The sequence below is a fragment of the Paraglaciecola sp. MB-3u-78 genome, assembly GCF_002835935.1.
In the GTDB taxonomy this organism is placed as follows: domain Bacteria; phylum Pseudomonadota; class Gammaproteobacteria; order Enterobacterales; family Alteromonadaceae; genus Paraglaciecola.
In genome coordinates, this window is sequence record NZ_PJCF01000006.1 from 488,871 (window position 1) to 505,930 (window position 17,060).

At 40.8% G+C, this 17,060-nt stretch carries 17 protein-coding genes and 1 tRNA gene; 6 read left to right on the forward strand and 12 right to left on the reverse strand.

The genetic code is table 11. From position 1 onward, the window contains the following. Positions 1-139 precede the first annotated feature (139 nt). Both CXF95_RS16585 and CXF95_RS16590 read left to right on the forward strand, forming a co-directional pair. The gene (locus tag CXF95_RS16585; protein ID WP_101199712.1) at positions 140-1,975 is read left to right on the forward strand and encodes a protein-disulfide reductase DsbD; all 1,836 of its coding nucleotides are present in this window, start codon (positions 140-142) and stop codon (positions 1,973-1,975) included. A gap of 104 nt (positions 1,976-2,079) precedes the next feature. Continuing rightward, on the forward strand, positions 2,080-2,811 hold the full coding sequence (locus tag CXF95_RS16590) for a M23 family metallopeptidase (protein ID WP_101199713.1): 732 nt from the start codon (positions 2,080-2,082) through the stop codon (positions 2,809-2,811). Between the two features lie 175 nt (positions 2,812-2,986). Here the strand turns inward: CXF95_RS16590 and CXF95_RS31515 are convergent, their stop codons facing one another. The 5 genes from CXF95_RS31515 to CXF95_RS16620 form a co-directional block, all read right to left on the reverse strand. Further along, complete coding sequence (locus CXF95_RS31515; RefSeq protein ID WP_101199714.1) at positions 2,987-3,148, reverse strand: EAL domain-containing protein; 162 nt, start codon at positions 3,146-3,148, stop codon at positions 2,987-2,989. Between the two features lie 2 nt (positions 3,149-3,150). Then, the gene (locus tag CXF95_RS16600; RefSeq protein WP_255418935.1) at positions 3,151-3,417 is read right to left on the reverse strand and encodes a two-component regulator propeller domain-containing protein; all 267 of its coding nucleotides are present in this window, start codon (positions 3,415-3,417) and stop codon (positions 3,151-3,153) included. 153 nt (positions 3,418-3,570) lie between these two features. Next, complete coding sequence (locus CXF95_RS16610) at positions 3,571-4,218, reverse strand: two-component regulator propeller domain-containing protein (protein WP_232787891.1); 648 nt, start codon at positions 4,216-4,218, stop codon at positions 3,571-3,573. 203 nt (positions 4,219-4,421) lie between these two features. Next, positions 4,422-5,051, reverse strand: a complete 630-nt coding sequence (gene upp, locus CXF95_RS16615) for a uracil phosphoribosyltransferase (RefSeq protein ID WP_101199717.1) — start codon at positions 5,049-5,051, stop codon at positions 4,422-4,424. Positions 5,052-5,053: 2 nt separating this feature from the next. Continuing rightward, complete coding sequence (locus CXF95_RS16620) at positions 5,054-5,665, reverse strand: ACP phosphodiesterase (RefSeq protein WP_101199718.1); 612 nt, start codon at positions 5,663-5,665, stop codon at positions 5,054-5,056. A 239-nt stretch (positions 5,666-5,904) separates the two neighbouring features. Here CXF95_RS16620 and aroQ point away from each other — a divergent pair, with 239 nt between their 5' ends. From aroQ to prmA, 4 genes are all read left to right on the forward strand, one after another. Beyond that, the gene (gene aroQ, locus CXF95_RS16625; protein ID WP_101199719.1) at positions 5,905-6,339 is read left to right on the forward strand and encodes a type II 3-dehydroquinate dehydratase; all 435 of its coding nucleotides are present in this window, start codon (positions 5,905-5,907) and stop codon (positions 6,337-6,339) included. A 46-nt stretch (positions 6,340-6,385) separates the two neighbouring features. Continuing rightward, positions 6,386-6,844 carry an acetyl-CoA carboxylase biotin carboxyl carrier protein gene (gene accB, locus CXF95_RS16630; RefSeq protein WP_101199720.1) on the forward strand — a complete coding sequence of 153 codons (459 nt, stop codon included), beginning with the start codon at positions 6,386-6,388 and terminating at the stop codon, positions 6,842-6,844. Between the two features lie 13 nt (positions 6,845-6,857). After that, positions 6,858-8,207, forward strand: a complete 1,350-nt coding sequence (accC, locus tag CXF95_RS16635; RefSeq protein WP_101199721.1) for an acetyl-CoA carboxylase biotin carboxylase subunit — start codon at positions 6,858-6,860, stop codon at positions 8,205-8,207. Positions 8,208-8,305: 98 nt separating this feature from the next. Beyond that, positions 8,306-9,184 (forward strand): 50S ribosomal protein L11 methyltransferase, encoded by an 879-nt coding sequence (prmA, locus tag CXF95_RS16640; protein ID WP_101199722.1) that lies wholly within the window; start codon positions 8,306-8,308, stop codon positions 9,182-9,184. A gap of 71 nt (positions 9,185-9,255) precedes the next feature. Here prmA and CXF95_RS16645 read toward each other — a convergent pair whose 3' ends face one another. From CXF95_RS16645 to trxA, 7 genes are all read right to left on the reverse strand, one after another. Further along, positions 9,256-10,830 carry a diguanylate cyclase gene (locus CXF95_RS16645; RefSeq protein WP_101199723.1) on the reverse strand — a complete coding sequence of 525 codons (1,575 nt, stop codon included), beginning with the start codon at positions 10,828-10,830 and terminating at the stop codon, positions 9,256-9,258. Positions 10,831-11,566: 736 nt separating this feature from the next. Further along, positions 11,567-11,642 (reverse strand) — tRNA-Thr (locus CXF95_RS16650). 141 nt (positions 11,643-11,783) lie between these two features. Continuing rightward, positions 11,784-12,923, reverse strand: coding sequence for a 5-(carboxyamino)imidazole ribonucleotide synthase (locus CXF95_RS16655; protein ID WP_101199724.1), 1,140 nt, complete (start codon positions 12,921-12,923; stop codon positions 11,784-11,786). Between the two features lie 24 nt (positions 12,924-12,947). Continuing rightward, a complete protein-coding gene (purE, locus tag CXF95_RS16660; protein ID WP_101199725.1) occupies positions 12,948-13,442 on the reverse strand; it encodes a 5-(carboxyamino)imidazole ribonucleotide mutase in 495 nt (164 codons plus the stop codon). Between the two features lie 129 nt (positions 13,443-13,571). After that, positions 13,572-14,861 carry an amidohydrolase gene (locus tag CXF95_RS16665; protein WP_101199726.1) on the reverse strand — a complete coding sequence of 430 codons (1,290 nt, stop codon included), beginning with the start codon at positions 14,859-14,861 and terminating at the stop codon, positions 13,572-13,574. 171 nt (positions 14,862-15,032) lie between these two features. Further along, entirely contained in the window at positions 15,033-16,298 is a 1,266-nt protein-coding gene (gene rho / locus CXF95_RS16670; RefSeq protein ID WP_101199727.1) for a transcription termination factor Rho, read from the reverse strand. Positions 16,299-16,645: 347 nt separating this feature from the next. Continuing rightward, positions 16,646-16,972, reverse strand: a complete 327-nt coding sequence (gene trxA, locus CXF95_RS16675) for a thioredoxin TrxA (protein WP_101199728.1) — start codon at positions 16,970-16,972, stop codon at positions 16,646-16,648. Positions 16,973-17,060: the final 88 nt, after the last annotated feature.

Genomic DNA, 17,060 nt, shown 5'->3' on the forward strand with positions numbered 1-17,060 from the left:
TAGGTCTTTAAACAAAGTAATGTGCAGTCTTAATAATTTGTTAAGATTTGTGTTTTAAAGTGTAAAAATCCCCCTTGGCCCATTGTATTGGTATAATAAAAATAGTGCCAAGTTACCTTTTATATAAGAAGTATTGTTAATGAATTTGAGTGTTAGATATTTTGTTTTACTGCTTGGTTTTTGTTTTTACTCATCTTTGAGTATAGCGCAAACTCCCGCTCCCTTAGCTGATCTGTTTGCTGACGAACCAGAGTTTTTGCAAGTAGACGACGCGTTCCAATTCGATTTCGCCCAACAAGGTGATCACGTCACCCTGAGTTGGAAAATAGCAGATGGATACTACTTATATAAAAAGCAGTTTAAGACAGTGGTTAAACAAGCCGAGTTAGGTATGCCGGTTTTTCCTGTTGCAGAGCAAGTGGAAGATGAGTTTTTTGGGCTGTCAGATGTATTTCGTGGGCAACTAGATGTTACCTACCCCATAATATCCTCAGTGCAAGATGGCATAGTTAAAATTCGTTATCAGGGTTGTGCTGATGCGGGGCTGTGTTACCCACCCACCACCAAAGAGGTGTATCTAAATAAAGTGGGAACTGCTTCAGTAGCGGGGTCTAACCAAGATGCAAAAAAATCGATAACTGACTCAAAACTTTTAGCAGCCAAATCATCAACTGATATACCCATTTCAGAGCAGTTTGAATTAGCCAGTCTGTTGTCTAGTGAGCAGAGTTTGCTCATCACACTTTTATTATTTTTAGGCTTAGGCATTGGTTTAGCTTTTACACCTTGTGTGTTTCCTATGTACCCGATTTTGTCTGGTATTGTGATCGGTCAAGGCAAAACCATTAGCACATCTCGAGCGTTTACTTTGTCATTTGTCTACGTGCAAGGCATGGCGATTACCTACTCGTTGTTGGGATTGATTGTGGCTTCAGCTGGTGTGCAGTTTCAGGCTTGGTTACAACATCCAGCCATTTTAATTGGTCTAATTGTCTTATTTGTCTTACTCGCCGTGGTGATGTTTGGTGCCTATGAATTGCAATTACCGTCTAAATGGCAAGAGAAGCTCAATGCGATGAGCAACAACCAAACCCGTGGAAGTTATTTTGGTGTATTGGTAATGGGCGCGATTTCTGGTTTAGTAGCATCTCCTTGCACCACAGCGCCGTTGACCGGGATTTTGCTATTTATCGCCCAAAGTGGTGATTTAGTCTTAGGTTTTAGTGCGCTATATGTGCTGAGTTTAGGCATGGGTATACCTTTGATATTATTTGGTATTACTGGTGGTAAGTTGTTACCTAAAGCAGGTAATTGGATGAACGTGGTTAAAGTCACTTTTGGATTTATGATGTTAGCCGTTGCCATTATGTTTGTTGAACGTTTAGTCACCCATGTTGCGACAGACTTTGCTTGGGCGTTACTTGGTTTGATGACCTTTACCTACTTTTATGTGATGAACCAAAATAGCCCAGTATCCTTTTTCAAAGGTCTCCGTGCGTTTTTAATCTTCATCGGACTATTCGTTTCAGCTGGGTATGGTTATCAGGCATTTAATGGAATAGGACACAGCTCAGTGCAAGGGCAATCAAACAATAATGCCATAGCACACCCAGAATTTCTTAAAGTCAGCAGTTTAGAGGAGTTTAATCAGGCACTATCCGAGGCCAATGCTCAAGGTCAAACTGTGATGTTAGATCTGTATGCAGATTGGTGCGTGGCATGTAAAGAGTTTGAAAAATATACCTTCTCAGATGAAAACGTAATCAAGGCATTAAGTAACAGTGTGTTGATGCAGATTGATCTCACCGACAGTAGTGAAGCCAATCTTGAGTTTCAAAAACGTTTTTCTGTTCTTGGCCTGCCTACTATCATGTTCTTTGATACCCAAGGACAAGAGCTCGACACTGCCAGAGTGACAGGTTTTATGCGTGCCGCGCCTTTTGCTCAACACATTAATAGCCTTTTTGCTAAGTAACCGTGTCTTGCCCTTTTACTCTGCATTTTATCAGTAAATTTTTTGCAGCCATATCTTGTGTGTTGGTTACCTGCAGTTCTCTAGCGAACTCAGGTAGCTACTGCATGGATGATTGGGCCTGTGTTGAGAAAGTAGAACAAAACAAACAGGTTAGTTATTGGTTATACAATAAAAAACCCTTTGTGGTGACTGTCACTTTGGAAGTGGACACCAGTAACCTAAAAACTACCGCCTCAAACCAGCGCCAACATATTGTTAACCAAGTGCTTCAAGGGTATCAGCGAGTTAAAGTGCTTGAGTTGCACCCTATCAACACTAAGGGAAGAATTTGGTACGACGAATCCTTTTATTGGACACCAGGCAATATGCTGGCGCAGCATCAAAAGGATGCTGTTTATCAATATCCATATGCTGACGGTGATTATTTCCCCATAGTGCAAGGTTTTGGTGGCGGCTATAGCCATAGTGGTGCGTCTCAGTATGCTGTCGACTTTGCTATGCCTATAGGTACACCGATACATGCGGCAAGGGCAGGGATGGTGATTGATTTGGTTGAACAGCATTCACGTGGAGGTGCTAGTCGCAAATACGCTAAATATGCTAACTACGTAGTGATTTTGCATGGTGATGACACAACCGGTGAGTATTATCATCTAAGAAAGGATGGCGTTGCCGTGACCCAAGGTGAGCGCGTTGCTGCAGGTCAATTAATAGGTTATTCGGGTAATACAGGCTTTTCTTCTTTGCCACATTTACACTTTGCGGTTTATCACGCAAAACCCTTTGGTAAGTATCAATCATTGCCTTTTGCGTTTGAACCTAGATCCCGCAGTTAAACCACGAGAAATAGCGGCATCCACTGATGCGCCTAGCTATGGGAAAAAAGTTCTCATCACCAATAAGGTGACTACGAATTTTTTCCCTACGCCAGTCACACCATTGGCTACCACTCTTCCCACGAGTTCAACTGCGGAATCTAGGTTGAATAAAGACTAAGGATTGTGCCTATATTTACCAAGTTGTTGCTAATAGTGCTAGGATCTTTTCTGCCGGAACCGGTTTAGAAAAGTAATAATCTTGTAAATGTCGACATTTGTTCTTTTTGAAAAATTCGACTTGCTCAATAGTTTCAATACCTTCAGCTACGCAGCTCATTTTTAATTGTTTGGCCATACTTAGCGTGGTGAGGATAATGGTCTCATTATTTTGATTTTTAGAGGATCAAAAAAGATGAGGCCTTTTGGTGAGCCGTAAACCATACGCCCATCCAATAGCGTTAAACTGGTGTCTGAATTAAATTCACTATTGGCTAAACCTTGTTCTTGGTCAAATTTTTGTATCTGATGGTTTTGAGACGAAAATTTAATCAGACCAGAGTTAGAGCCTAACCAAATATTGCCTTTGGTATCTAGTTGCATATCAAAGATTGCATTATTTGGCAGTAAATTTTGTTTGTTATAAAAAAACTTTTTTCATGTGTCAGTGCATCAATACCCACCAATCCATAGCCTGGATAAATTATCCACATAATGTTATTAGCGTCTATTAATACGTCACTGGGATACACCTTTGATTTTAATTGTTGCAGAGGGGGTTCATGGATTGATGTAACTTGTGTCTGCATACAACATCTTAACATTTAGGCTATCTATTGTTGTTGCGACTGATTGCGCATAGTTAATTAAAAGAGGTGTGTTGCTTCCTCTTTCAACCGCAAATAAACCATCTCTTGTGCCTATAAAAAGAATGTTCTGTGACAATAAATGGGCTCTTACATAATTCCCGTTAGCAATCATTGTATCTGACAACGAATACTCAACAGAAAGCTTATCGGTGACGTAAGAATAGGAATAAACACCCTCATCCATCGAGAATAATATGTCTCCCTTTTCGTCTTCGCTAATGTAACTCGCTTCTTGAGTTAGTTGATTATCCCGTTGTAACCTTAAATTGATAACGTGTTTGGTAGTATTATTTATGAGGTTATATTGGTGAACGCCTTTGACAGAGTCACAGACCCAAAGATTTCTTTTTGAATCTTGAAATAAGTAATTGATCGGAGCATCATTGAATTCATTGTTCGGGCCCAGTACATGTTGGTTTTGATAGCCATCAAACCGGTTTAACCCCTCAGCAGTGCCCAGCCATAAAAAACCTTCATTATCTAGCAATAACGAGTTGATAGTATTCTGAGATAAACCATTTTCTGTGGATAAACGAGAAAATGTCGGATCTGCGATCAACGGCTTACTTTGACTCACAAATGAAATGAGCAGTAATAACACGAGAACTGAAAGATAATACTTCTTTGGCCCAAAGTAGAGGCTATTTATCGATTTGTATTGGTACATATTTATCTACGTTCAAATAATAAAAAAATAAATGGCGCTAACTTAAACACATATATATCTTTCATTTTACAAAGCGACATTTAATCTGATTAGACTTACCGAGTACCAAAAATTTTATCACCCGCATCACCGAGTCCTGGCAATATGTAACCGCGTTCATTAAGCCTTTCATCTATTGCAGCGATATAAATTTCAACGTCTGGGTGCGCAGCTTGAACTGCCTCTAAACCCTCTGGAGCCGCAACTAGAAATAGCCCCATTATATGTTTACAGCCTTTTTGTTTGAGTAAATCAATAGTGGCGATAAGGGTGCCACCAGTGGCTAACATGGGATCTACGATTAATGCAGTACGCTTTGCTGCGTCTTTTACGACTTTATCAAAATAGGCCACTGGTTGCAGGGTTTCTTCATCACGATACAAACCTACCACGCTAATTTTTGCATTAGGAATAAGCCTCAAGACTCCGTCTAACATACCTAAACCAGCACGTAAGATAGGTACTACCGTTATCTTTTTACCTTTTATTTTTTGTATATTAATTTTTTTCCCATTCCAAGCTGTAGTTTCAACAACCTCGGTTTGTAGCCCTCTGGTGGCTTCATAAGTTAAAAGATTACCCACCTCGCTGGCTAATTCCCGAAAATCTTTGCTGCTAATACCTTCTTCACGCATTAAGCCTATTTTATGGTGTATCAAAGGGTGGTGAATTTCATGTACGGGCATACTTATTTCTCGCAGTTATTGTTGAGACTGTAGTCTTGGACAAATTTCAGCCCGTGATCAAGGCACTCAGGATAGAACTGTTGAAAGCTAGACTCAAGCTGATCGCCATGTTGAAGTATAAAAAATTGTGCTTTTTTAGCAAACATCACTTTATTTTTTAATCGGTTCTCAATGCTGACAAATGCTCGGAAACAAGTTTCAATATTAATATATTCATTTAGCCATTGATGGTTTATCAAGTTTTCAGCAAGTTTACTAAAATGTGGATTATCAGGTAATGAAAATTGTTCAAGTTGCTGATAAAAATTAGCAAAGACAATATTAAAGTGAGTGTTAGAGTAACGTTTCCACGTTTGCATCAGTAAGTAATCAAAATAGATATCGATAATCACCCCCGCCATCCTGCGTAAATCTATGGGGAAACATCGCCTTAATTCAATTATCAGTGGATGTGAATCAGTGAACACGTCAATGCTACGATGCAAACGGATACCCTGCTCAATCTCAAAAGGTAAGTGTTGCAGTTGACTACCTTTAACAAAGTCCCCAAGAAAATTTCCTAACAAGTTGGTTTGAGTATGTGTGCCTATGTGGATATGGGCGATATAGTTCAAATTAAAAATCCATTCCAATTAAGTAGATAATAAGTCCTAATTAAAGCCTAAAATTCGTTAACTTTGCGGCAATCTTCGCTGATAAGACCAGTATTTTGCTGTTAATTTCTATTTGCTCTCTATAATGGATGAATAATTTAAGTTAATGTACATTTAGTTTACGAAAAGTAATTTTGAAATAATGTTTTTCATATGCTTAAACACTCATCAGAATCATTACTAATTAAAACGGCGACCCAGTGAAAGTATTAGTTATCAATGGCCCAAATCTAAACATGTTGGGCAAACGCGAGCCCGCAACTTATGGCTCACAAAACCTACAACAAATTGTGAGTAAGCTAAGCACTTATGCAGACTCAATAGGTATGAGTTTAACGCACCTGCAGTCAAATGCTGAACACGAGTTAATTGATACTATCCATAATGCTTTTGAACAAATAGACTTTATTGTCATCAACCCAGGTGCATTTACCCATACCAGCGTTGCATTGAGAGACGCGCTTTTGAGCGTGTCTATCCCTTTTATCGAAGTGCATTTATCTAATGTACACGCCAGAGAAGCGTTCAGACAGCATTCTTATCTATCCGACATTGCCCAAGGGGTGATTTGTGGATTAGGCGCACAAGGTTATGAATTCGCTTTAGCGGCGGCCAAACAATATTTAACAAAATAAACATCAGCAAAATTTGCTTGCTGATTAACTAATTAGAGAGAAAAAAATGGACATTCGTAAAATTAAAAAGTTGATAGAGCTAGTGGAAGAGTCTGGCATATCTGAGCTAGAAATTACTGAAGGCGAAGAATCGGTTCGCATTCACCGCGGTGTGACGGCGGCGCAGCTTGCTGCACCTATGCAATTCGCACCACAACCACAATTCGCACCTGTTGCTGCTGCACCTCCAGCTGCAGCAGCTCCAACACCTGAAGCCGCGCCCGCGGTTAGTGGTCACACTATGTGTTCACCTATGGTCGGTACTTTTTATCGTTCTTCATCTCCGGGTGTTAAATCCTTTGTAGAAGTCGGTCAAAAAGTGAATGTAGGTGACACGCTTTGTATTATAGAAGCGATGAAAATGATGAATCAAATCGAGTCTGACAAATCCGGTGTGGTTAAACAAATTTTAATTGAAAACCAAGATCCAGTAGAATTTGACCAACCTATGTTTGTGATTGAATAAAAGGTCTATGACAATGTTAAAAAAAGTGCTTATTGCAAACCGCGGCGAAATCGCCCTGCGAATTTTGCGTGCCTGTAAAGAGTTAGGCATTAAGACTGTGGCAGTGCATTCGACTGCCGACGAGTCACTCAAACATGTATTGTTAGCTGATGAAACAATTTGTATCGGCAAAGCGTCGGCCACAGAGAGCTATCTTAATATTCCTCGTATTATCGCCGCTGCTGAAATAACAAACGCAGATGCCATTCATCCCGGTTATGGATTTTTAGCCGAAAACGCTGACTTTGCTGAAGCCGTTGAAAAAAGTGGTTTTACCTTTATTGGCCCAACCGCTGAAACCATTAACTTGATGGGTGATAAGGTCTCAGCAATTAGATCGATGAAAAGTGCCGGTGTACCTTGTGTTCCGGGTTCGGATGGGCCTTTGGATGAAAACGAAGCTCGCAATAAAAAGCTTGCTGAAGGTATCGGATACCCCATTATTATTAAAGCAGCAGGGGGCGGCGGTGGTCGTGGCATGCGCGTGGTCCGCAGTGAAGATGAACTTATTTCATCCATTGCCATGACTAAAAGTGAAGCCGGCGCGGCATTTAATAATGATGTTGTTTACATGGAAAAATTCCTTGAAAATCCCCGTCATGTGGAAATTCAAATATTGGCTGATGGCCAAGGCAGCGCCATTCACTTAGGTGAACGCGACTGCTCTATGCAACGCCGTCACCAAAAAGTGGTAGAAGAGGCGCCAGCGCCGGGCATTACCCCAGAAATGCGCGCGGCAATTGGTGCAAGGTGCTGCCAAGCCTGTATTGATATCAACTATCGGGGTGCTGGTACCTTTGAGTTTTTGTTTGAAAATAATGAGTTTTATTTTATTGAAATGAATACCCGTATTCAGGTTGAACACCCTGTGTCTGAAATGATTACTGGTATTGATTTAATTAAAGAGCAACTCAGAGTAGCTGCAGGGCAAAAGCTGTCTTTCACTCAAGATCAGATACAAGTCAAAGGTCATGCGATTGAATGTCGTATCAACGCCGAAGATTCAAAAACCTTTATTCCCAGCCCGGGTAAAATTACCAAGTTTCATTCACCGGGTGGATTGGGCGTGAGATGGGATTCGCATATCTACACCGATTACGTAGTGCCACCTTACTACGATTCAATGATTGGTAAATTGATCACCTACGGTGAGACCAGAGAAGTGGCTATCGCCCGAATGCGTCATGCTTTAGACGAGCTAGTCATCGGTGGAATTAAAACCAATGTTGATTTGCAGAAAAGTATCATGGCAGATGAGGCCTTTGCTGCTGGTGGAGCAAATATTCACTACCTAGAGAAAAAATTAGGTATGGGTGGACATTAGTTGAATCGCCAATCAGCTAAAACATGATTAAAAAAGAGCGATGTATCGCTCTTTTTTTTGCTCTATAATGCGGCAAATTTCAAGTGTGACTTACGTTTATGCCCTGGATCCAACTAAAAATAAACAGCCAAGCAGAATACGCAGAACAAATCGGCGAAATGTTATCGGCTAATGGTGCACAAGCCGTGACTTTTGTGGATGCAAAAGACACGCCTATGTATGAACCTAAGCCAGGTGAAGTGATGCTCTGGCCAGACACCCAAATAGTGGGGTTGTATGATGCACAATACGATATGTCTCGTGTGGTCAGCCAACTAAGTAAGTCCAAGCTTTTAGGCAAAAACTTCAATCATAAATTAGACCAATTAGAAGACAAAGACTGGGAAAGAGAATGGATGGTGAATTTTCATCCTATGCAATTTGGTGAACGTTTATGGATTTGCCCCAGCTGGCGTGATGTACCGGATCCAACCGCAGTGAACGTCATGCTCGACCCCGGGTTAGCTTTTGGCACTGGCACACATGCCACAACGAGTTTGTGTCTAAGATGGTTAGATAGTTTAGAGCTGTCTCAGGCAACCGTGGTTGATTTTGGTTGTGGTTCAGGCATTCTGGGTATAGCTGCACTTAAATTAGGTGCCAAGCGTGTGGTAGGCATTGATATCGATCCTCAGGCCTTATTAGCCAGCCAAGACAATGCCAATCGTAATGATATAGGCGAAAGAATTGAATTATATCTGCCGGAACATCAACCAGAGCTAAAAGCTGATGTGGTGTTAGCCAATATTCTAGCCGCACCATTACGTGAATTAAGAACCGTAATCACCGGTTATTGTAAGCCAGGTGGAAAATTAGTACTTTCCGGAATTTTAGATAACCAAGCCCAAGAAATTAATGATCTATACAGCCAAGATTTTGTTATGGAGCCGATTGAAATAGATGGTGAGTGGGCTAGGGTGTCTGGGGTTAAAAAATAATAATATCATCAAAAATTTAACAGGGTTAAATTACGCTGCCTAGGAAGAATAATTTACTTCAAATAAGCGTTTTAACCCTGTTTACTTGCTCTCTTTATCTGATACATAGACTGATCGGCCTGACTTAACATAACTTCAGCGCCTTTAGGGGGCTCTTCATAGATAACATGTCCGACGCTAGCGCTGACCTCAACTGTTTTTTGTTTATCAATATGCAGACTAACGGCTTGTAACCTCTTTTGTATTCTTATGACTAAATTTTCGGCTTCAGTACGATCGTAAAAAATTCCTAAGGCAACAAATTCATCGCCCCCGACTCTTCCAATACTGTCGATGGAGCGTAACTGGTTACGAATGATGTCTGATACCACTTTGAGTACCTTATCACCCGTATCATGACCCCATTTGTCATTTATTTGTTTGAAGTTATCTAAATCTATGTACAACAAACAGATGACTCCCCCTTTTATTTTTTGCTCACTTAATATCTCATTGACTTTTTTATCCCATCCGCGGCGATTTAGTACGTTACAAAGCGCATCGGTATTTGCTTGTGATTCGGCTAAGATTTTATCTGTTTGAATACTTTTAATTCTCTCCGACACCGCTACGGCCAACATAAAGGCTTCAACGGCAAAAGCAATAATTAAAGAATAACGCTGCAGAAATGGATTTACATCATGTAATACAGTTCGAAATACCATAGCTATCACCATGAGAACTAAGCTTAAAAGTACTAATTTTGCACTTTGGACATTTCGGTAAGCTTGTATCGATACTAGAGTTAAAATCCCCAACATCAGCAATAACGTCACTCTCGCCATCGCGCTTCCTAACAGTGCCGATAGTTCGTTATGGTTTAGAAATAACATCAATACAGACATCAGTAAAACAACGACTGCTCCGAATTCCAAACCGTATCGGGTTAACTTGGGCCATGTCGTATTTAGATCTGTCAAACGGACAATAAAGACTATGGCTGTGAAAACGGTAAAACCGGCGAATAAGAGATAAAATTGATGACTTAATAAAAAGCTTTGCTGCTGTAAGAAGATATTCAATTGCCCTTCTTGCAGTAAAAAGAAGGTGGCGGCACAAAAAACATACAGGCTATAAAACTGAAACCTAGTATCCCCAACGACTCTACCCATAAAAAAAACATATAAGATCAAGGTTAAGCACAACCCGTAAAAGACCCCCATGGTAATATTATTAAGCAAACTGGCATTGAGGAAAGTGACAATGGGCTCCCAAACAAAATTTTGCTTGTAGTTATGATGGGTTAAAAATACAAAATCGATGGAAAAAGTGCCGGTTGGCAATAAAAATGACGGACTACTTGCCGCTAATGGAACGAGCTTAACTTCTAAGGCTTCCCAAGACACATCCAATATTTCGTCGTTACCAAAAGTAAACACACCTTGTTCATCTAATCTACAGTTGAGACGCAAGCGACTTTTTCCTGCGGGTATCTCTAACAAAGTCACCTGTTCTTTATCAAGATTTTTAATGGGAGGGTTAACTGAGGGCGATTTTTCAGTACTGATTAATTGAATTTGGCAATATTCATTACCTAGTGTATTTTCTTGAGAGAATAAAAATGAGCTGTTCAATAATGTGAATAACAGTAAAAATAATTTGGCCATTATTGCCTTGCTGATAAATTGAAAATAAAAAAGGTAACTCTATCGCTGTGCCAAGATATCGATACAAGCTTGTCGAACCAACACTATAAAGTATTTCTCTCAAATTTATAGGTGGAATATTTTAAAAAGAATTTGATAAGAAATGATACAGACTACCGTACCGGAGGTGAAGCTGGCCTTTGTAGCTGCACCGCAGCGCCCAGCTGAACAGCTCGACAAGGAAGTCGAGATTGGGTGCATATCATCAAGGATGTGTATTTGACTACTAAAAAGTTAAAACGGATGAATCAGGATAGTAACCGGCTAAAGCTACTGATTACAATTTTTTGGAGTTTGCCATTAAGCTTTAAGCTGTGCTTGTTGGTGGGTTGCGCGAATGTCACCTCAAGAATGAGAATTCGCTGCGCTCTGCGTTTTGTTTCGATGAATTTGCACGAAAGAATGGTGCCGACTACCGGAGGTGAAGCTGGTCTTTGTAGCTGCACCGCAGCGCCCAGCTGAACAGCTCGACAAGGAAGTCGAGATTGGGTGCATATCATCAAGGACGTGTATTTGACTACTAAAAAGTTAAAACAGATGAATCAGGACAATAACCCGCTAAAGCTACTGATTACAATTTTTTGGAGTTTGCCATTAAGCTTTAGGCTGTCCTTGTTGGTGGGTTGCGCGAATGTCACCTCAAAAATGAGAACTCGCTGCGCTCTGCGTTTTGTTTCGATGAATTTGCACGAAAGAATGGTGCCGACTACCGGAGTCGAACTGGTGACCTACTGATTACAAGTCAGTTGCTCTACCAACTGAGCTAAGTCGGCACACAGGATAAAAAGTACTGGGTGACGCTACTTTTGGGTTGTTGGTAAACTGCTTGGTAGCAGCTAATCCCGAAAGCGAGCGCCATTGTATTCATAATTTATATGTTGTCAATCAAATACAAAAAAAATCTAATTAAACGTCTAAAGTTTCACCAGTCTGGCGGCTTCATCTTTTAGCATCGGAAAATATTCAATGGGTACGTATTCAGCCAAAGCCTGCATTGTTTTCCCGAGTTCAGCGTAGTTATCTGCACACAAATTAAAGTGTCCCATCTTACGCTTTTTCCGTGGGCTTTTACCGTACCAGTGCAAATGGCAACCGGGAATGCTGAGCATGTCCCTTGTAAAAGTTTTGCAACCTATGATGTTTATCATAGCGGTAGGTGATGTGACTTTAGTTGAGCCTAAAGGTAAACCTCTCACGGCTCTAAGGTGGTTTTCAAACTGGCAGGTGTCTGCTCCTTGCATGGTCCAGTGTCCTGAATTATGCACTCGAGGCGCTATTTCGTTAACCAGTAACTGTTGCCCAATTTGAAAAAACTCAACTGCTAACACACCCACATAATCTAGGGATTTGGCTAATTTATTAAAGATATCTTGCGCTTGTTGGTTAAGTGCTTCGTCAACCTTCGGGGCAGGAGCTATCGATACGTGTAATTGGCCTTGATAGTGTAGGTTTTCAGCTAGCGGGTAATAAGCAATATCACCATCGACGCTGCGCACTGCGACCAATGAAAGTTCGCGATCAAAATTGAGCATTTTCTCAACTATTAAAGGCACTTTTTGCAAGTCTAATTTCGATAATTGTTGCTTCAACTCAGGCAATTTGTTTTTGTTTTGTAAACGCCATTGGCCGTATCCATCATAGCCATCTCTGCTGGCTTTGATAATTAATTTTTCGCCAAGCTTTTCAACAGCAGCATCTAATTGTTCAACGTCGGTAACGATTTCAAATGGGCAGTTGTCTATCGCCAGTCTTTCGAGTAACTTTTTCTCACGTATCCTATCCGCACCGGTCAAAATCGCCTCTACAGTAGGTTTAAGTTTGCCACTGCCATGCACTAACTCAAGTAGGTCCTCAGGAATATGTTCAAACTCAACAGTGATCCCGTTGACTTCCTCAATCACCCTATCGAGGGAGTTATTGATAATATGCTTAGTAACGGGATCGACAATTTTATTATCCGCTACATCGACTGCCTGCACACTTATTCCAAGTGGATAGCCAGCCAAAGCCATCATTCTAGCCAACTGCCCTGATCCAAGAACTAATATGCTCATTTATACAGTCTCACGTAGTTTTTATCATAAAGAGGGAAGGACTAATTCGTCTTGCGCCAACACAGTAGCTGTTTGCTCAGCTCTAAAATCTTTAATGGCTTGTTGCACATCTGGATTTTGAAGAGCGACTACCTGTGCTGCTAGCAATCCAGCATTGGCTGCACCTGCTTCACCAATCGCCAAAGTGCCTACTGCGACCCCTTTGGGCATTTGCACAATAGAAAGTAAAGAGTCAATACCGTTAAGCTGGCTTGAGCGTACAGGTACTCCAAACACAGGCAAGTATGTATGTGCCGCGATCATTCCGGGTAAATGTGCCGCACCACCTGCCCCACCAATAATGACTTGATAACCTTGATTCGCAGCTTGTTCAGCAAAGTCTGTGAGTAAATTTGGGGTACGATGAGCAGAAATAACTTTTGCTGTATAACTTACGCCAAGCTTTTCTAACATTAGCGCCGCTTTTTGCATGGTAGGCCAATCAGACTTGGAGCCCATTACTATTGCCACGTTTGGCATAATTCTCTCTCTTAAATCACATTGTATGATATGGGGGAAACCAATCCCCCTAAAATTTTGGACGAGTATTGTAGCTTATCGTAATCAGCATAGAAACCACCCTAATGAGTGGTTCTGTTAGCCTGAACTTTAATGTAGATCCATGTAATCCAAGGTTAAGTCTGTGAGCAGTTTTACGCCAGTTTTCATACCTGAATCATCGACATAAAACTCTGGGGTGTGATGGGCAGGGGCTTGATCCTCTGGCATATCCAAGGGTTTACCGCCAATCCACATATATAGTCCTGGTATTTTTTCTTGAAAAAACGAAAAGTCTTCAGCGCCAGTCACGGGTTTACTATAAATAACATTCTCACGGCCAGCACTCTTGATCAGTGTAGGCAGCATTTTTTCAGTGAGTTCAGGATCGTTGTAGGTGATGGGATAGTAATAATCTAAAGGCAAAGTCACTTCAACTTCAGCGCGCATACTGTCAGCAATACCTTTAACTTTTCTGGGGATCGCTTCATACATGTGTTCACGCGCCGCTTTATTTAAAGTGCGAATGGTACCCACTAATTCAACTTCACTAGGGATAATATTTGAGCGGTTACCACCATGAATAGAGCCTATTGTGACTACCGCGGCTTCATCAATGAGTTTGATTTCTCGGCTGACTATGGTTTGTAAACTCATAATAATTTGTGCTGCTGTAGTGATTGGATCCACGCTCAACCAAGGGTAAGCGCCGTGGGCTTGTTTGCCTTTTATGACTATTTTAAATGGGTCAACAGCAGCCATAGTGCCGCCTTCTTTGTAGCGTATTTTGCCTACATCGGTATCAGCGCTAATATGCAAGCCAAAAATCACATCTACTGCTGGGTTCTTGAGTACACCATCTGCAACCATCAGTTCAGCCCCCCCTTTTTCACCTCTAGGTGCACCTTCTTCCGCCGGTTGAAATATAAACTTTACTTTGCCCCGAAGTTCACTCTTCATGTTAACTAAAATTTCTGCGGCACCCATTAGCATGGCAACATGGGTATCATGACCACAGGCGTGCATCACAGGCACGTCATTACCTTCAAGCTCGCCACGTTTGGTCGACTTCCAGGGTAAATTATTTTGTTCAAGTACCGGTAGACCATCCATATCTGCACGCAGTGCAACTACCGGACCTGGTTTGCCACTATCAAGTACAGCTACCACCCCCGTTATGGCTACACCTGTTTGCACTTCTAAGCCAAGGCTCTTAAGGTGTTTAGTAATATACTTTGCCGTTTCAAACTCGCGGTTAGACAGTTCTGGGTTTTGGTGTAAATGATGACGCCACTTAATCACTTGAGGTTCAATATCGTTAACCATTTGCTCGACGTTCGAAGCTGCAGTTATTTTAGGCGTGAAAATTAAGAGTAATAAGACGGGTATAAGCTGTTTCATTAATAATCGATTGTAAGTGAATGAATGAATATCTAATATGTTAAAAGCACATCAGCTTGTCAAATATTAAGAATAATTGTTGTGTGATATCCTTAAAAAAGCCATAAAAAAATCCGCAAGCAGTTTCCTGAAGCGGATTTTTATCATTCTATAAAAGGCTTGTACAAAAAGTTAGTTTCTTTGTTTGCGCATAGCAGTAAAGAATTCATTGTTTGTTTTAGTCATAGACAACTTACCGATAAGAAATTCCATGGCGTCTATCTCAGACATTTCATGCACTATTTTGCGCAATATCCACATTTTTTGCAATTCGTCTGGTGTGGTTAATAACTCTTCACGACGGGTACCAGAACGATTGTAATCAATCGCTGGGAACACGCGTTTTTCAGCAATTTTACGGTTCAGGTGTAATTCCATGTTACCCGTACCTTTAAATTCTTCGTAAATAACCTCATCCATTTTAGAGCCCGTATCAATCAATGCTGTGGCAATGATCGTTAAGCTACCGCCTTCTTCGATGTTACGAGCAGCACCAAAGAAACGCTTAGGTTTGTGCAATGCGTTGGCATCAACACCACCGGTTAATACTTTACCTGATGAAGGTATCACTGTGTTGTAAGCGCGAGCCAAACGGGTGATTGAATCGAGTAAAATGACCACGTCTTTTTTGTGTTCAACTAAACGTTTGGCTTTCTCGATTACCATTTCAGCTACTTGTACGTGACGGCTGGCTGGCTCATCAAAAGTTGATGCAATCACTTCACCGCGCACTAAGCGCTGCATTTCTGTTACTTCTTCTGGACGCTCATCAATTAACAGCACCATCAATAAACATTCTGGATGATTAGCGGCAATAGATTGAGCGATGTTTTGTAACAGTAATGTTTTACCTGCTTTAGGCGGTGCAACTATTAAACCACGTTGACCGCGGCCAATTGGCGCGGCTAAATCTAACACTCTTGCAGTGATATCTTCACTACTACCATTGCCACGTTCCATGATTAAACGTTCGTTAGCGTGTAATGGCGTTAAGTTTTCAAATAATATTTTATTACGTGCATTTTCAGGGCGGTCGTAATTGACCTCACTTATTTTTAATAATGCGAAGTAACGTTCGGTATCTTTTGGTGGGCGAATTTTGCCTGAAATTGTATCGCCAGTTCGCAAGTTGAAGCGTCTTATCTGACTAGGCGAGACATAAATGTCGTCTGGCCCTGCCAAGTATGAAGAGTCGTTGGAACGCAAAAATCCAAAACCATCTTGAAGAATTTCTAGTACGCCATTGCCAAAAATGTCTTCACCGCTTTTAGCGTGAGATTTAAGGATAGAAAAAATAATGTCTTGTTTGCGAGCGCGAGCCATGTTTTCTAGCTTCATTTCTTCGGCTAGGCTAACCAGTTCACTGATCGGTTTATTCTTGAGTTCGGTAAGATTCATAATTGGTAGGTCTTTATGCTAGAAGCTTGTCTTAAAAGCCAGTTTGATTGATTCAAAGGTTATTACTTAAGTACATCTCTGATTTGAGCGAAGTGTGGGTGTGTTCAGGTGTGAACAAAATAAAGTTAGCACCAAATAATTCTCGCGTCCAGTGAATTGTCTGCTTGTCAGCCGATTTAACACCATCTTAAATACTTTTGTTTGCAGTATTAGCCAACCGTTAAAAACATAAATAATAATTTATTTACAATAGGAATAGGCTCTGCAGGCAAGATGATGGTTTAGATATCTACAAAAAAGCTCAGCAAATGCTGAGCTTTTATAATTAATTATTTTAACCACAAATACTAGATGTTTTCGTTCAAAAACTCTAAAAGTTGGGCTTTTGACAATGCACCTACTTTAGTTGCAGCTACACTACCGCCTTTAAATAATAATAATGTAGGTATACCTCTTATGCCATACTTAGGCGGGGTTTCGTTATTTTCATCGACATTCAGCTTACCAACTGTTACTTTGCCTTCAAATTCGTCAGCCACTTCATGCAGTATTGGTGCGATCATTTTACATGGACCACACCATTCTGCCCAAAAATCAACTAACACAGGACCAGCTGCATTGATAACATCTGCCTCGAAACTATCATCAGATAACTTGATAATTTTGTCGCTCATTCTTTTCTCCGTAATTTTTTCTCTCGCTGAGATGACTCAGCGCGGTTATGATTGTTATATAGAAACTGGTTTTTAATGCAAGCAATGA

Coding starts and splice junctions, on each gene's coding strand:
- accC (WP_101199721.1), top strand. CDS start 6,858: ATGTTAAAAAAAGTGCTTATTGCAAACCGCGGCGAAATCGCCCTGCGA.
- CXF95_RS16645 (WP_101199723.1), bottom strand. CDS start 10,830: ATGGCCAAATTATTTTTACTGTTATTCACATTATTGAACAGCTCATTT.
- purE (WP_101199725.1), bottom strand. CDS start 13,442: ATGCCAAACGTGGCAATAGTAATGGGCTCCAAGTCTGATTGGCCTACC.
- prmA (WP_101199722.1), top strand. CDS start 8,306: ATGCCCTGGATCCAACTAAAAATAAACAGCCAAGCAGAATACGCAGAA.
- upp (WP_101199717.1), bottom strand. CDS start 5,051: ATGCCCGTACATGAAATTCACCACCCTTTGATACACCATAAAATAGGC.
- CXF95_RS16585 (WP_101199712.1), top strand. CDS start 140: ATGAATTTGAGTGTTAGATATTTTGTTTTACTGCTTGGTTTTTGTTTT.
- CXF95_RS16590 (WP_101199713.1), top strand. CDS start 2,080: ATGGATGATTGGGCCTGTGTTGAGAAAGTAGAACAAAACAAACAGGTT.
- trxA (WP_101199728.1), bottom strand. CDS start 16,972: ATGAGCGACAAAATTATCAAGTTATCTGATGATAGTTTCGAGGCAGAT.
- CXF95_RS16655 (WP_101199724.1), bottom strand. CDS start 12,923: ATGAGCATATTAGTTCTTGGATCAGGGCAGTTGGCTAGAATGATGGCT.
- rho (WP_101199727.1), bottom strand. CDS start 16,298: ATGAATCTTACCGAACTCAAGAATAAACCGATCAGTGAACTGGTTAGC.
- CXF95_RS31515 (WP_101199714.1), bottom strand. CDS start 3,148: ATGGCCAAACAATTAAAAATGAGCTGCGTAGCTGAAGGTATTGAAACT.
- accB (WP_101199720.1), top strand. CDS start 6,386: ATGGACATTCGTAAAATTAAAAAGTTGATAGAGCTAGTGGAAGAGTCT.
- CXF95_RS16665 (WP_101199726.1), bottom strand. CDS start 14,861: ATGAAACAGCTTATACCCGTCTTATTACTCTTAATTTTCACGCCTAAA.